The 14,693-nt window shown below is 53.0% G+C and carries 16 protein-coding genes; 12 read left to right on the top strand and 4 right to left on the bottom strand.

Features of this window, described 5'->3' with window-relative positions; translation table 11 throughout:
* Positions 1-236: 236 nt before the first annotated feature.
* The 4 genes from cspE to hypA form a co-directional block, all read right to left on the bottom strand.
* Positions 237-446 (bottom strand): transcription antiterminator/RNA stability regulator CspE, encoded by a 210-nt coding sequence (gene cspE / locus DRI82_RS01480; RefSeq protein ID WP_114191728.1) that lies wholly within the window; start codon positions 444-446, stop codon positions 237-239.
* Between the two features lie 940 nt (positions 447-1,386).
* A complete protein-coding gene (gene flhA, locus DRI82_RS01475) occupies positions 1,387-3,483 on the bottom strand; it encodes a formate hydrogenlyase transcriptional activator FlhA (RefSeq protein ID WP_114191727.1) in 2,097 nt (698 codons plus the stop codon).
* Positions 3,484-3,645: 162 nt separating this feature from the next.
* The gene (gene hypC, locus DRI82_RS01470; protein ID WP_114191726.1) at positions 3,646-3,927 is read right to left on the bottom strand and encodes a HypC/HybG/HupF family hydrogenase formation chaperone; all 282 of its coding nucleotides are present in this window, start codon (positions 3,925-3,927) and stop codon (positions 3,646-3,648) included.
* A gap of 17 nt (positions 3,928-3,944) precedes the next feature.
* On the bottom strand, positions 3,945-4,289 hold the full coding sequence (gene hypA, locus DRI82_RS01465) for a hydrogenase maturation nickel metallochaperone HypA (protein WP_114191725.1): 345 nt from the start codon (positions 4,287-4,289) through the stop codon (positions 3,945-3,947).
* A gap of 461 nt (positions 4,290-4,750) precedes the next feature.
* Between hypA and hycA the strand changes: the two genes are divergently transcribed.
* The 12 genes from hycA to hydN all read left to right on the top strand — a co-directional run bounded on the left by hycA (position 4,751) and on the right by hydN (position 14,693).
* Positions 4,751-5,239 (top strand): formate hydrogenlyase regulator HycA, encoded by a 489-nt coding sequence (hycA, locus tag DRI82_RS01460; RefSeq protein ID WP_342768526.1) that lies wholly within the window; start codon positions 4,751-4,753, stop codon positions 5,237-5,239.
* 91 nt (positions 5,240-5,330) lie between these two features.
* A complete protein-coding gene (locus tag DRI82_RS01455) occupies positions 5,331-5,951 on the top strand; it encodes a 4Fe-4S dicluster domain-containing protein (protein WP_114191723.1) in 621 nt (206 codons plus the stop codon).
* On the top strand, positions 5,948-7,858 hold the full coding sequence (locus DRI82_RS01450; RefSeq protein ID WP_114191722.1) for a proton-conducting transporter transmembrane domain-containing protein: 1,911 nt from the start codon (positions 5,948-5,950) through the stop codon (positions 7,856-7,858). The genes DRI82_RS01455 and DRI82_RS01450 overlap by 4 nt, the downstream gene beginning before the upstream one ends.
* Positions 7,859-7,929: 71 nt before the next feature.
* Positions 7,930-8,853, top strand: coding sequence for a respiratory chain complex I subunit 1 family protein (locus DRI82_RS01445; protein WP_114192003.1), 924 nt, complete (start codon positions 7,930-7,932; stop codon positions 8,851-8,853).
* An 88-nt stretch (positions 8,854-8,941) separates the two neighbouring features.
* On the top strand, positions 8,942-10,645 hold the full coding sequence (locus tag DRI82_RS01440) for a hydrogenase large subunit (RefSeq protein WP_114192002.1): 1,704 nt from the start codon (positions 8,942-8,944) through the stop codon (positions 10,643-10,645).
* A gap of 75 nt (positions 10,646-10,720) precedes the next feature.
* On the top strand, positions 10,721-11,275 hold the full coding sequence (locus DRI82_RS01435) for a formate hydrogenlyase complex iron-sulfur subunit (protein ID WP_114191721.1): 555 nt from the start codon (positions 10,721-10,723) through the stop codon (positions 11,273-11,275).
* Positions 11,275-12,072, top strand: a complete 798-nt coding sequence (locus DRI82_RS01430; protein ID WP_114191720.1) for an NADH-quinone oxidoreductase subunit B family protein — start codon at positions 11,275-11,277, stop codon at positions 12,070-12,072. The genes DRI82_RS01435 and DRI82_RS01430 overlap by 1 nt, the downstream gene beginning before the upstream one ends.
* Positions 12,069-12,521 carry a formate hydrogenlyase maturation HycH family protein gene (locus tag DRI82_RS01425; protein WP_114191719.1) on the top strand — a complete coding sequence of 151 codons (453 nt, stop codon included), beginning with the start codon at positions 12,069-12,071 and terminating at the stop codon, positions 12,519-12,521. Before DRI82_RS01430 ends, DRI82_RS01425 begins: the two co-directional genes overlap by 4 nt.
* A gap of 37 nt (positions 12,522-12,558) precedes the next feature.
* Complete coding sequence (gene hycI, locus DRI82_RS01420; RefSeq protein WP_114192001.1) at positions 12,559-13,068, top strand: hydrogenase maturation peptidase HycI; 510 nt, start codon at positions 12,559-12,561, stop codon at positions 13,066-13,068.
* A 156-nt stretch (positions 13,069-13,224) separates the two neighbouring features.
* Entirely contained in the window at positions 13,225-13,539 is a 315-nt protein-coding gene (locus tag DRI82_RS01415; RefSeq protein ID WP_114191718.1) for a type II toxin-antitoxin system RelE/ParE family toxin, read from the top strand.
* Positions 13,536-13,817 carry a helix-turn-helix domain-containing protein gene (locus DRI82_RS01410; protein ID WP_114191717.1) on the top strand — a complete coding sequence of 94 codons (282 nt, stop codon included), beginning with the start codon at positions 13,536-13,538 and terminating at the stop codon, positions 13,815-13,817. Before DRI82_RS01415 ends, DRI82_RS01410 begins: the two co-directional genes overlap by 4 nt.
* Before the next feature lie 330 nt (positions 13,818-14,147).
* Positions 14,148-14,693, top strand: a complete 546-nt coding sequence (gene hydN, locus DRI82_RS01405) for an electron transport protein HydN (protein ID WP_114191716.1) — start codon at positions 14,148-14,150, stop codon at positions 14,691-14,693.

The raw sequence follows: 14,693 nt of genomic DNA, 5'->3' as shown, positions 1-14,693 counted from the left end.
TCACCCTGTTCCTCAAGAGCTATCTGTATCTCTGAGCAGGCTGTACCCCTAAGTAAGATCAATTGACCGCTGGAACTGCTGCCCTCGCCACGGGCAGTGAGCGTCAGACTCGCGAATAATGCGGCTCTGACCGATCTCAATGCATGTTCGCCTTGTCGTTTTCCTCAATCCGATCGGTTTGTTTCTGGCATAAAAAAACCCGCCGGAGGCGGGTTTTCAAGAAATCGGCTAATCAATTAAATTGCGATAACGTTAGCTGCAGATGGGCCTTTGGCACCGCTCGTGATTTCAAATTCTACACGCTGGCCTTCAGCAAGAGTTTTGAAACCATTGCTAGTGATGGCAGAGAAGTGAACGAATACATCTTTGCTACCATCTTCTGGAGTAATGAAGCCAAAGCCTTTCGACTCATTAAACCACTTAACGCTACCTTTAATCTTAGACATCTAACTTACCTTTAACGTGAATGTTGGACACAAAATGTGTGTCAAATACAGTACAGCAATAGATTAACGATTTGTCCAGATGCGAGTTCACAATAAGAGAGTAAAGTCGCAAAAAACTCTCATCGTCGGCGCACTGTCTGCCCGGTAAAGGCTCTTCCCACGTCCTCCCCAAACCTCAGAGTTGCAGGCATCGGTGATATCACTCGCAGGTTGCCCAAAAACTGTTTTGATCAAAAAACATGCCAATTAAGAATCATGCATGTTGCAATTAAATTAATACAAAAACGGACTCTTTATTACATCAAAAGAAATTTTTTGCTTAAATAAAGCCTGATTGACTTTATTACACCCGATTTTGATACTGACGTGCAGATTTTCACACCTGCAATAAATATAAAATAACGGTATATTTTTAGACAGAATAAGACAATAACATTATAGTTTTCAATGATATAAAATCAATTGCACGCGCATGATAAATAACAAAAAATTCAATATTTTTACTTTTGTCATTATTTCTTCTTATTCAAGAAGTTGGGTGCGGAATTTAAAAAAATCACTCACTTATAAAGCCATCAACATCAATAACATTTAAACATTGACCATAAAAATATAACTAAATCTACTAGAAGGATAAAATAAACATGTTCAAATCAGCGCAATCTGGTCAGCGTTTTTCCTTAAGTAACCGAGCCGTGTGGTTTATGATTTTTACCGGATGCATATTATTCTGGGCGGCCACAGCGGTTTTGCTGATCTCGTGCAGTTGAGGCAATAACCTTGAAATGAGTAGTGAAATTTCTTTCTTTATATAATCTTGGTATTTCAATATGAAATTTTGGTATTAGTCTCATATTGGCAAAAGTTTATTCTTTTAAGGACTATTTTATGACTTCTATCGACAAAATAATCCATGACGACTGCACGTTCCCCGCCCCGCTCACCGTATCCCCAACTTTTTCATCCGCGAAAGCAACGTCGTGCGCTTCAACCCCAGACGTTGCGCCGCCCCTTTCGGTCCTGCCACCACGCCATTGGTTTCCCGCAGGACGCGGACAATCCGCTGATACTCCGATTCATCATCGTTAAGCGCATCAGGGCGCACCGGCGCGCGTTGGAAAACGCTGTCCATTCCCTCTTTGGCGAAAGGCGAAAGATGGTATTGCAACTCGGGGAGTTCCAGCGTCAGTACCGTTCCCCGCGTCAACAACACCGCCCGTTCGATCACATTTTCCAGTTCACGCACGTTACCCGGCCACGGCAATTGGCTCAACAGACGCAGCGTTTCGGCTGGGATACTGTCGATAGTGCGATTCATGCGTTTGGCGATTTTGTAAGTGAAAAATTTCACCAGTTGCGGGATATCTTCAGGGCGTTCACGCAGCGGAGGAATAACGATCGGGAAAACGTTCAGCCGATAATAGAGATCGCTGCGGAACTCACGATCGTCGACCATTTGCTTCAAATTTCGGTTTGTTGCGGCGATTAACCTGACATCTACCGAAATGAGTTTATTGCCTCCTACGCGCTCAAACTCGCGCTCCTGCAACACGCGCAGCAGTTTGGGTTGCAGCTCAAGCGGAATATCACCGACTTCGTCGAGAAACAGCGACCCGTTGTGTGCCAGTTCAAAGCGCCCCATTCTCTGCGCCGTCGCCCCGGTGAATGAGCCTTTCTCATGACCAAACAGATCGCTTTCAAGCAATCCGGCGGGCATGGCTGCACAGTTCATTTTCACCATGCGCTGACTCACCCGATCGCTGAGATTATGGATGGCCCGCGCAATCAGCTCTTTGCCGGTACCCGTTTCACCCAGAATCAGCACGGTACAATCGCTTTTTGCCACTACCTCCACCTGCTTTAACACGGAGGACATCACCCTGCTGCGGCCAACAATTTCGCCGAAATCGGCCCCTTTGCCGTTAATCTGCTCCGTGAGATAGAGATTCTCATGCACCAGCGTCTCCTTCAGCCGGTTGATCTCCTGATACGCCAGCGCGTTATCCACGGCAATCGCGATACGCTCGGCGATCTGCTGCAATACCCGCAAGTTGGCGGACGTAAAATTATCGGGCTGGCACTGCGCCAGCTTGAGGACGCCGAGCCGCTTATTGCCAAAACTCAGCGGGATAACGCACAGCGTCTGGATTTTCTTTTGCCACAGTGTGAACAACCGCTGTTCATAAGGGGCAAGACCGGCTGAATGCAGCAAATTAACCAACAGCATTTCGCCGCTGGTCATGACTTTTTCAGTCAGCGTACCGGCCAGGGCGGCAGTATATTGCTCGCGCTCTGGCTCTTCATCATTGAAATAGTGGGTCGAATAAATAGTGATCGAATCTTTATGGCTCGGACTGAGCACAATGCTGATCGCTGCAATCCCAAAGAATTTATGGATCTCTTTGGATATCTCACCGATCAGGTCGTCAAGATCGAGTTTGGATAACACGGCATTGGTGACATCCACCAACACCCGATAGTCATCACGCTCATGACGCAGTCGCACCACCGTTTGCCGCTGCCCCTGATGTTGTTGTACATGTTCGACTGCCAGTGCCAGAATTTCTGCACGCTGTTGCAGTGCCGTCAGGCACTGGGAAGTAAAAGGCTCGGTACCACGTCGCAACAACTCACACCCACCGACCAGACCGTGTGGCGTGATCAGTGGCAACAGGCAGTAATGCTCAAATTCCGGGTACAGCCCCAGCGCTTCAAGGTGTGGGAAACGGCTGGTAAACATGGCCCGGGGATAAACCTGCGGTGCCGAATTGCTTTGCAGAAGTTGCACCGGCCCGTTTGCCAGAATGGTTTCGTCTTCGTAATTAATGATCTGATGCTGTTCGTCGAGACCGTGAAAACAGACTCGCCCCTGACGCGGGTGGAAGAGAATAAGGTTGATGTCATCGGCTAATCCGCTATTGAACAGTTCCGACTTCATGCTGCGCAGCAAGGCCGGGATTTCCTGCTGCGTTAATAGAATCCGGGTGAGTTCTGAAAACCCCTGCTGTCCGAGGTTGCTGATCGGGTTATACGGCATTGTTCCCCACTCAACTTGAGCAAATGAAAAAGTTGCGGCTGGTTTTACCGCCGCCTGCGGTAGGTATAACGGCAACGCACCTGCTGCTTGAATAATGACGGGGAGAAGTCTACGCTTTTCTCGTTCGCGCCTCCCCACGCAGGATCAACTATTTTCGCCTTGTCACGTCTTTTCGCCTTGCAGAAAAAGTGCCACGTCGGGCTCGACTTCCTGCATGGCTTGCAGCGCAGAGAGAGTTTCCTGCGCCTCGTTTTCATCGAGCAGGCTCATGGCAAATCCCACATGTACCAACACCCATCGCCCGATCATCGACGCCGCGTGGGCCTGCGGATTGAGCACCAATGCGATATTCACTTCGCGCTGCACACCGCAAACATCCACCCAGGCGCGCTGGGGATCGTCATTATCCAGTGCAACTATTTGTCCGGGAATGCCTATACACATAACAACTCCTCTCTGAGTTACTCTATTTCCAGACGCTTTATCTGCATGCCTTCGTCGGCCACCAGCCGCAGATTTCTGCTGCCGCATTCTGGGCACTGAACCACCCGCGAACTGAGCAGGGTAATTGCCTGCTGACAGCCATAACACCAACTCTCTGCGGACTGCTGTTCAACGTGCAATTCGCAGCCTTGTGCCAGCGTGCCGCGGCAGACCAGTTCGAAACAAAAGGTCAACGCCTCCAATTCAACGCAGGAGAAAGCGCCGATTTCCAGCCAGACCGCAGTAATGCGTCGCGCGCCGTGACGGGCTGCTTGCTGCTGCATAATATCCAGTGCATTTTGGCATAACGTAATTTCATGCATGCGCTCACTCCGCAGTAATTGATAGCGGTATTATGCAAATAGAGTGCCATTGCAAATAGAGTGCCATCCATCAATTATTCCGCCAATAAAAAACCGCCCGTTTTTATTTCTCTGTCTCTCTGTTTATTAAAATAACGGCGTACTGCTTGATAACGGAAAATATAAGCGTCCCTGTGGGAATGAAAATATTCTGGTTGCTGGGAAGCCGGAAAAAACCGTCACCCTGTCGCCGTCAAAATTGACGAAAAGGCTCGTCACCGTCACCTTTCTCGCAGCCACCTGCAAGAGATTAAATCCTGGAAAAATTCGTTATTCATTGAAATTTATCGATAAAAAATTACTTCTCCATTCTGGCACGCTTTATGCCCTATAAAAAACAGCGACGCCCTTATACCAGGGGTGGCGCACACGAGGTTCGTCACTGACAGAGCCGAACCCTGGTAACACCAGAATGGAAAATAATGATGACCACAATCAGTGAATTGACCGAAAAAGCTGACTATATAGCGAAAAAAAATGCGCGCCTGATGTCGCAGTGGATGACCTACCAGAACAGTCTGGTCAAGGCCGTAACGACCTCGAAAAAGAAATTGAATCATGAATTTACCTACGGTCACGAGCATGACATCCGCTTCCTGCTGTTCAATTACTTCACCGTCAGTATCCAACTGAGTGATGATTTTTACAGCCAGGACATCAACTACCGCATTAACTTGTCCTCCCCGCTGGAAGAACCACGGTTTATGACCTTTGCCCACGCGCTACTGGACGAAAACGGCAAAATCGATGGGGATATTGATAATAACGATCTCGATGCCGTTCTTAATCACTATTTAAATAAAATCGATATTGTTTACCAGTCCTTATTTGACTCCTTGCAAGACAATCATCCAATTAACGAAGGTCTGAAAAAAATAATGATTAATAGCAAAAACGGCTCGATGCTGTAGGCCGTTTATTTCATTTTTTCTGACGTTCACTGTCGAAATGTCATTTTTTTTGCCGATTTCGTCAAAAATGACGAAACGCCGAGGAGTTTCCATGAACCGCTTTGTTATTGCGGATCCCAGGCTGTGTATTGGCTGTAACACCTGTGTTGCGGCCTGTTCCGCCGAACATCAGGCGCAGGGTTTGCAAAGTGAGCCGCGCTTGCGCGTCATGCGCAACGCCTGGGATTCCGCACCCGGTATGTGCCACCAATGTGAAGATGCCCCCTGTGCGCAGGTGTGTCCGGTCAATGCCATTACCCATCAGGACGATGCCATCGTGCTGAACGAAAGCCTCTGTGTCAGTTGCAAACTGTGTGGCATCGCTTGCCCATTCGGCGCAGTGACCTTCAGCGGCAGTCGCCCCCTGGCCATTCCGCAGCATTGCAATACCCCACTCGCGCTACCAGCACCGCTGCCGCCCGCCGCTGTCAGCCCGTTTCTTGACTGCATTCCAGGTATTCGTGCCGTCGCAGTGAAATGCGATTTATGCCTTTTCAACGACGACGGCCCAGCCTGTGTCAGAACCTGCCCGACCAATGCGTTGATGCTGGTCACAGCAGAAAGTTCACAGCGCGCCAGCGAGCATAAACGCCAAAACGCCATGGACGCGCTGCACGCGGACTTGCCATTTATCTCCGCCCCCACCGTTCACAAGGAGCAAGAAACGCAATGAATCTGATGATTTCAAGCCCGCTGACGCTGCTGGGTTTTGCGCTGGTGTGTTATCTGTTGGCTGCCCTCGTGGCCCTGGCGTTCGGCGCAACCCGCAGTGGTACGCTGCTTTCTGGTTTACTGACCCTGCTGGCCGCGGCGGCAGCGCTGCTGGCGGGAACGCAGATCCTGTTTTCTCCTTTACAGCCCCCGAGCGGCGTTCTGACCTGGCTGCATTTCCCTGTCGAGTTCAGTGCGCTGAATGCGCTGTTGCTGATCACCCTATCACTGACCGCATTGTTCTGCGGACTTTACGCCCTTCCCGCCCTGCTGGGGCTACCGGCGAAAGGACGCGGTCGCCTTGGCTGCCTGAGCAATCTCTTTGTCGCGGCCATGACGGCGACCGTCGTTGCGGATAACGCCCTCAGCCTGCTGATACTTATCGAGATCCTCTCGCTGTGCGCCTATTTCCTGATTATTCAGCAGGCGGATGCCAAAAGTATTCGCGCCGGACTGAATCAGTTCCTGTTCTCCCGCGTGGGTACCTTGCTGCTGGTTGCCGCGTTTGCCGTGCTGTTTCACGCCAGCGGCACAATGCAATTCAGCGAATTGCGCGCCTGGCACTTCTCCCCCGTTATCCAGTCGGTGGCCTTCTTGCTGGCGCTCGGCGGCTTCGGCATTCTCTCGGGGATCATTCCGCTGCACGGTTGGGTTCCTCAGGCACACTCTTCGGCACCGGCGCATATCTCTGCGCTGATGTCGTCCGCCATGATGAAAGTCGGCATTTTCGGCATCATCAAGATCGGCCTGGATCTGCTTGGCGCACCGCCTCTGTGGTGGGGATTGCTGGTGCTGCTGCTGGCGGCAATAACCGCCTTTATTGGTGGCCTGTATGCGTTGATGGAACATGATATCAAGCGCCTGCTGGCCTATCACACGCTGGAAAACATCGGCATTATCCTGCTGGGCATCGGCGGAGCGATGGTCGGCGTGGCGCTGCATGCCCCGTTGCTGACCTCTCTGGCGCTGATTGGCGGTCTGTTTCACCTGCTCAACCACAGTCTGTTCAAAGGGGCCCTGTTTCTCGGGGCCGGTGAGATTGAACGTCAGACGGGAATCAAGGATCTGGAAAAAATGGGCGGTCTGGCACGGCTGATGCCCTGGACAGCCATCTCCATGCTGATTGCATTGTTTGCCATGGCTGCGTTGCCGCCCCTGAATGGTTTCGCCAGCGAATGGATGATCTATCAATCCCTGTTCTCTTTCAGCGCGGGCGAGGCATTTATTGGCCGTCTGTTCGGTCCATTGCTGGCGGTGGCTTTGGCGGTCACTGGCGCACTGGCCGTCATGTGCGTCGCCAAAGTGTTCGGCGTAACGTTCCTCGGTACGGCCCGCACACCTGCCGCAGCTAACGCAGGTCCAGCCCCCTGGCCGATGACCCTGAGCGTGGTGTTGCTGGCGATGCTTTGCCTGGTGTGCGGCATCGGCGCCCCGTGGATTATTCCGGTGATTGCCAATATCGCCGCCAGCCTGCTCAATGCACCTGCGCTGGCGGGCGCAGCGCATGGTGTCATCTTCCCCGGCGCACTGGCTACCACCTGGGTTTCACCGCCGCTGATTGCGGTCTTGCTGCTCTCCCTGCCGCTGTTGCCCATTGTGTTGGTCAGCCTGTATCGCGGCGCGCGCCAACCGCGCCGGGTGCGGGGCGATGCCTGGGCCTGCGGCTATGGGCACGAGACAGCAATGGTGGTGACCGCCAGCGGATTTGCCCAACCGCTGAAAGTGATGTTCGCCCCACTCTACCGTCTGCGCACGCTGCTGGCACCGCAGTGGCTGATTAGCCGCGTGCATAGCGGCAGATTGGCGGCGTTTTGCCGTCCACTGGCGCTGATTGAACTGGCCATACTGCTGGTTGTGGTTATCGCCTGAGGAGATATGAAATGACATCTTTTACCTTTATCTACGATCAGATGTTTCATGGCCCGATGCCTGATGAACAAATGTGGCCCCTGGCGATTGTGCAGGCACTGCTGCTTCTGGCCCTCGCCCCGTTGATGGCCGGTATTTCCCGCGTTGCCCGCGCACGCATGCACAGCCGGGTGGGGCCAGGCATCGGGCAGGAATACCGCGATATTTTCAAACTGCTTAAACGTCAGACCATCGCGCCGGAAGCCTCCGGGCTGGTATTTCGCAGCATGCCGTTTTTACTCATCGGCTGTCTGTTGATCATTGCTTCTGCCCTGCCGGTTTTAACCCTGGCTTCACCGCTGCCCGCTCTCGGCGATCTGATCACCGTTATCTATCTGTTTGCGGTCGGACGCTTTCTTTTCATCATCGCCGGATTGGACACGGGCAGCACGTTTACCGGTATCGGTGCCAGTCGTGAAGCGGTGTTGGGCGTGCTGGTTGAGCCAATTCTGCTGCTCGGTCTGTGGGTCGCTGCGCTCATCGCCGGATCAACCAATCTGGGCAACATCAGTCTCACCGTCGCGCATTGGCCGCTGGCGTCAACGCTCCCCCTGCTGCTGGCGCTATTGGCCTGCGCGTTCGCCACATTCATCGAAATGGGAAAACTGCCCTTCGATATGGCCGAAGCCGAACAGGAACTTCAGGAAGGGCCACTGACCGAATATTCCGGTGCCGCGCTGGGGATAGTGAAATGGGGTATGAGCCTGAAACAACTGGTGGTTTTGCAGATGTTCCTTGGGCTGTTTATTCCGTTTGGCCAAGCCAGCAGCGCCACGCCGGTTGCGTTGCTTATTGCACTGCTTCTCTGCCTGCTAAAACTGCTGGTCGCCATTGTGCTGGTCGCGCTGATTGAAAACAGCGTCGCCCGTCTGCGGTTCCTCAAAACCTCCCGCACCACCTGGGCCGGTTTCGGTTTGGCCTTTCTGGCGCTGGTGTCGTGGCTGGTGGCCGGATGAGCATTGGGGATCTTATAAACGCGATCGGCGATTTTTCTGGCGATCTATTTCAGACGATCTATTTCAGGGGACGTTAGTCATGAGTGATATGAATAAAGACCGCGTAGGCACGGAATATCTGGCTGCGTTGCAAGAAAAGTTTCCGTCCAGCATTCTTGACGAGAGTTGGCAGACCCATGAACAGCTCACGGTCACCATTAAACTGAATGCGCTGCCTGAGGTGGTTGAGTGGCTCTATTACCAACAGGGCGGCTGGCTGTCAGTACTTTTTGGCAACGACGAACGCACGCTGTGCGGTAATTATGCCCTCTATTATGTATTGTCAATGGAGCAAGGCGTCAAATGCTGGATCACCGTGCGGGCAGAAGTGGACCCGATATCACTGGAATTCCCTTCCGTCACGCCGCGTGTTCCAGCGGCAGTATGGGGCGAGCGGGAAGTGCGTGATATGTACGGCCTGCGCCCGGTAGGATTGCCGGATGAGCGTCGGCTGGTGCTGCCCGATGACTGGCCGGACGATCTCTTTCCGCTGCGAAAAGATGCCATGGACTATCGTCAGCGTCCGGCACCGACCACGGATGTGGAAACCTATCCCTTCCTCAATGAGTCGGGAAAAGCCAGCAGCATTGTGCCGATTGGCCCTCTGCACATCACGTCTGATGAGCCCGGACATTTTCGCCTGTTCGTTGACGGTGAGGATATTATCGACGCCGATTACCGCCTGTTTTATGTCCATCGTGGTATGGAAAAACTGGCGGAAACGCGCATGGGCTACAACGAAGTCACTTTCCTCTCGGACCGGGTGTGCGGCATCTGCGGGTTTACCCACAGCGTGGCGTACACCTCTTCAGTTGAAAATGCGCTGGGTATTGACGTCCCGGCGCGGGCACAGATGATCCGTTCGGTGCTGCTGGAAGTTGAACGCCTGCACAGCCATCTCCTGAACCTCGGGCTGGCCTGCCACTTTGTCGGCTTCGACTCCGGATTCATGCAGTTTTTCCGCGTGCGGGAAAAATCGATGAAAATGGCCGAAATCCTGACCGGTGCGCGCAAAACCTATGGATTGAACCTGATTGGCGGCATCCGCCGGGATATCCTCAAACAGGATATGTTGCAGACTATCGCGCTCTCCGGCGAGATGCGCGCAGAGTTGCGCGATCTGGTCGATATTCTGCTGGGTACGCCCAACACCGAGCAGCGCAGCGTCGGCATTGGGCGGCTCGATCCACAGGTGGCTCGCGATTTCAGCAACGTTGGCCCGATGATTCGCGGCAGCGGACACCGGCGCGATACCCGTATCGATCACCCTTTTGCAGGTTATGCCCACTTGCCGGTCGAATTGTGCAGCGAAACCGGGTGCGACGTATTTTCACGGCTGAAAGTGCGAATTCATGAAGTCTTCAACTCGCTGGATATCATCGAATTTGGCTTGCAAAACCTGCCCGGCGGCCCGCTCGCGGTAGAAGGTTTCACCTATATCCCACACAAATTTGCCCTGGGTTTTGCCGAGGCGCCACGCGGTGACGACATCCATTGGAGCATGACCGGCGATAACCAAAAATTGTTCCGCTGGCGTTGCCGCGCGGCCACGTACGCCAACTGGCCAACACTGCGCTACATGCTGCGTGGTAACACGGTATCGGATGCCCCGCTGATCATTGGCAGTCTCGATCCCTGTTACTCCTGTACCGACCGGGTCACGGTGATTGATGTGCGCAAACGCAGCCAGATTATCGTGCCTTATAAAGAGATCGAGCGTTACGGCATAGAGCGGAAAAATTCCCCGCTGTAACGAATCCCGCTGTCAATACAGCGGCGTTTTAGGTTGAGGTGGGGAATTCCCGCCGTTACAACAGAGAGCTTTCAGATGTTTAAACTGATCAAAAAAGTGCTGAAGACCGGCAACCAGACCGTGGCGTACCCGGCCAGCCCGTTGTACGTCGATCCCAATTTCCGGGGGAAACCGGTTTACGACCCCCACCAGTGCATTGCTTGTGGTGCTTGTGCCAACGCCTGCCCGTCGAACGCGCTGACGATGGCAACAGACAGCGAAAACGGCACTATCCGCTGGTCGTTTTTCCTCGGGCGCTGCATTTTTTGCGCCCGCTGCGAAGAGGTCTGCCCGACGACGGCAATACGTTTATCCCAGGAGTTCGAACTGGCGGTATGGCGCAAGGAAGATCTCTATGAGCGCGCCGATTTCAGCATCTGTCACTGCCGCGAATGCGGTAAGCCATACGCGCCGCAGAAAGAGATCGACTACGCCATGGCGCTGCTGCAACAGAGTGGCAATTTGAGCGAATCCCAGGCCGAGACCCGGCGCGCCCAGTTTGAAACCTGTCCGTCCTGCAAACAACAACAGAATCTGACCCACTCCCGCCGCATTGATGTTGGTCGTTATTTAAATAGGGAAGCTCAATAATGAACCAGACCCTGATTGGACCGCGTGACGAGAATGGTCTTCCCATACCGATTACGGTTGATGAGCACATCGCGCAACTGAAAAAAACGCTGCTGAAAGATATTCGCCGATCCGCCTATGTCTACCGCGTGGACTGCGGCGGCTGCAACGGCTGCGAAATCGAGATTTTTGCCGCTATTTCACCGCTGTTTGATGCAGAACGCTTCGGTATCAAAGTTGTTCCTTCTCCGAGACACGCCGATATTTTGCTGTTTACCGGCGCGATGACGCGTGCCATGCGCATCCCGGCGATCCGCGCCTGGGAATCTGCGCCCGACCCAAAAATCTGTATCTCTTACGGCGCATGCGGCAATAGCGGCGGGATTTTCCACGATCTCTATTGCGTATGGGGCGGCACCGACAAAATCGTCCCGGTCGACGTCTATATCCCCGGTTGCCCGCCTACGCCCGCAGCCACTATCTACGGTTTCGCGATGGCGCTCGGCCTGCTTGATCAAAAAATCAAAGGGCAGCAACACGATGAAACGGTGGGTCAACGTGCCGCGATCCTGCATCCGGCCATTCCACAACAGTTGCGCGTATTACTGGATCGCGAAGCGCGGCGTATGGCGGGTTATCGCTATGGCCGCCAAATCGCCGATCGATTTATGCAGATTGTCGCAGAAAACGAAGAACGGCCCGTCACCGAACGGATCGCCCATTATCTTGCGCAGCAAAACGATCTGCGCCTGAGTGAAATTGTGGGGAATTTGCAGCAGATCTATCTGGACGTCGCCAAGGGGGAGCAGCGTTTATGAGCCAACTCACGACAGATTACCCGCCAATTACCCTCCATCGGGTGGTGTTTTACTCGTTGAGCCGCAAGTTTGTTCAGGAGAAAAAAGATCAGGCACGCACGCCTGCCAAGGCGCAGGAAGTGATCTATTACAGCCTCGCCATGGGTCATCATCTGGGGGTGATCGATTGCCTCAAGTCGCAACTGGAGTGTCCACTCGATGGCTTCCAGCAGTGGATTGAGCTGCTTCCCGCCGGGGGTCAGGCGCGGCGAAAACTGGAAGGCGTGCAGCGTTTCGGCGAGATCTGCATCGACAGCAGCCATACCCATCTGCTGGCCAGCGCACTGGCGAAATCGATGGTGCACATGAGTGAAGAGCAGAAATCCTGGAGCGAGAAGCTGATCGGCCTGTTGCAGAGTATTGAGAACGAACCGGCAATTTATCTGATGGTAAGGAGGCACTATGCCTGAACACGGAATGTCTAAATACGAAATGCCTGAGTACGCAATGTCTGAGCACGCAGCGCCCTCCCGCGCGACGAATGTTCTGTTGTGTGTGGGAAACTGCATGATGGGCGACGACGGTGCTGGCCCGCTGCTGGCCGAGCTGTGTGCCGCCAATCCCGTCGCTGGCTGGGAGGTCATTGATGGCGGTGCTGCACCGGAGAATGATATCGGTTTTATCCGCGAACTCCGGCCCCAGCGGCTGGTGATTGTCGATGCCACTGAAATGGGGCTCCCGGTTGGTGAGATCCGCGTTGTCGATGAAAATGACATTGCGGAGATGTTTATCATGACCACCCACAACATGCCGCTCACCTGGCTGATTCAGCAATTGCGGGAGGATGTCCCGGACGTCACATTCATCGGCATCCAACCCGATGTTGTCGCGTTCTACTACCCGCTGAGCGAAAAAGTTAAAACCGCCGTCGCGGAAATCTACGCGCATCTCCCCAACTGGCAAGAAGATGGGGGGTTTATGCGGCTTGAAGTCGGTGTAGCCGGAACGTGTAGATAGCTGCAACAGACGGTTGAGAAAATCTTGATAAAAACCGGATATTTTCCTGATATAAAATACGTTCACATATAGATTAATTTTACTTTAAAAGTTAATATTAACTATTGCGTTAATATTAACTGCTCGTTAGCATCGCCTTCAATTGAGGGAGGTGATATGTTCGAAGTTATTGTACACGAGGACGCCGAGCAGGAGATTTTGAGCTTGCCACCTATATTGCTGGGACAGATGATCAAATTGATCGAGCGTCTAAAATTTGAGGGAAACAACTTACGACTCCCTCACAGTAAAGTCATCGGTGGCGGATTATTTGAACTTCGTGTTGGTGGAAAAGATATAGCCCGAACGTTGTACGCTTATGCTTATGGCGAACGTATTTACCTTTTGCGGGCTTTTATTAAGAAAACGCCAGCAACTCCATCAAAAGAGATAGCAATAGCGCGCTTGCGCTTGCGGGAGTTAACTGAATGAAAAGCGTATCTTTTGACGAATTAAAAGCAAAAGCCCTACAAAATCCAGAAGTACAACAAGCTTATGATGAAGCAGACAAAGAGTTGGAACTGGTTCAACTTTTGTTTGAAATGAGGGAAAAAGCCGGACTTACCAAGGCCGAGCTAGCTGAACGCTTAGGTATCAAACCTCCGGCAATTAATCGCCTGGAAGGTAATCCTCTCGGTGCCAGTATGCGGACATTGGAACGCTATGCCGCAGCCTGCGGAGCCAGACTCTCTATAACCGCCATACAGTAAACCTCTCTCTTTCAGCCGCCTCGAAGGCGGCTATTTGCAATACTCTCATTCCCCGATCAGAAACACAGAGCGCTCCCACTTTGCTGGAATTTACTCACCCTACCACTTCCTGACACTCGTCAAATGTGTCGATGTCATGTCGAGACGGTGACCGTCGCCATGTCACCGCTCAGCCATCACTCGCTACTATATCCACAACCCTTTGTAACCCTTGATAAAAAAATCACCCTTACGACTGGCACGGATTATGTATAGCTGCAGGTGGAATGCAATCTGAGCAAGGCCCCTTACCCGGCCTCTGTCTTACAACATAAGAACCAGGAGACCATGATGAACCGGTTCATCATCGCTGATCCCAATAAATGCATTGGTTGCCGCACTTGCGAAATCGCATGCGTGATGGCCCATAGCAGCGATCAGGATATTTCAGCGCTTACTTCGGCAAATTTTGCCCCCCGCCTGCATGTCATCAAAGGCGTCAATGTCAGTACCGCCGTGCTGTGCCGCCAGTGTGAGGATGCACCGTGCGCCAACGTTTGTCCCAACGGCGCAATCAGCCGCCAGGATGACATGGTGTTGGTGATGCAGGAGCGCTGCATTGGCTGTAAAACCTGCGTCGTCGCCTGTCCGTATGGCGCAATGGAAGTCGTCACCCGGCCGGTCATTCGTCAAAACGGGGCGGTCATGACGTCCACCACCGAAAAAGCCGAGGCGCACAAATGCGACCTGTGCAGTGGACGGGAAAACGGCCCAGCCTGCATGGAAACCTGCCCAACCAATGCGTTGCACTGCGTTGATCGCAACCTGTTGCAGGAAATGAACGCGGAAAAACGCCGTCGTGCCGCGCTCGACACCACCTCGTCACTGATGTTTTAA

This window comes from Edaphovirga cremea, assembly GCF_003332275.1.
Classification (GTDB): Bacteria; Pseudomonadota; Gammaproteobacteria; order Enterobacterales; family Enterobacteriaceae; genus Edaphovirga; species Edaphovirga cremea.
This window is presented reverse-complemented; position numbering and strand designations above follow the sequence as displayed.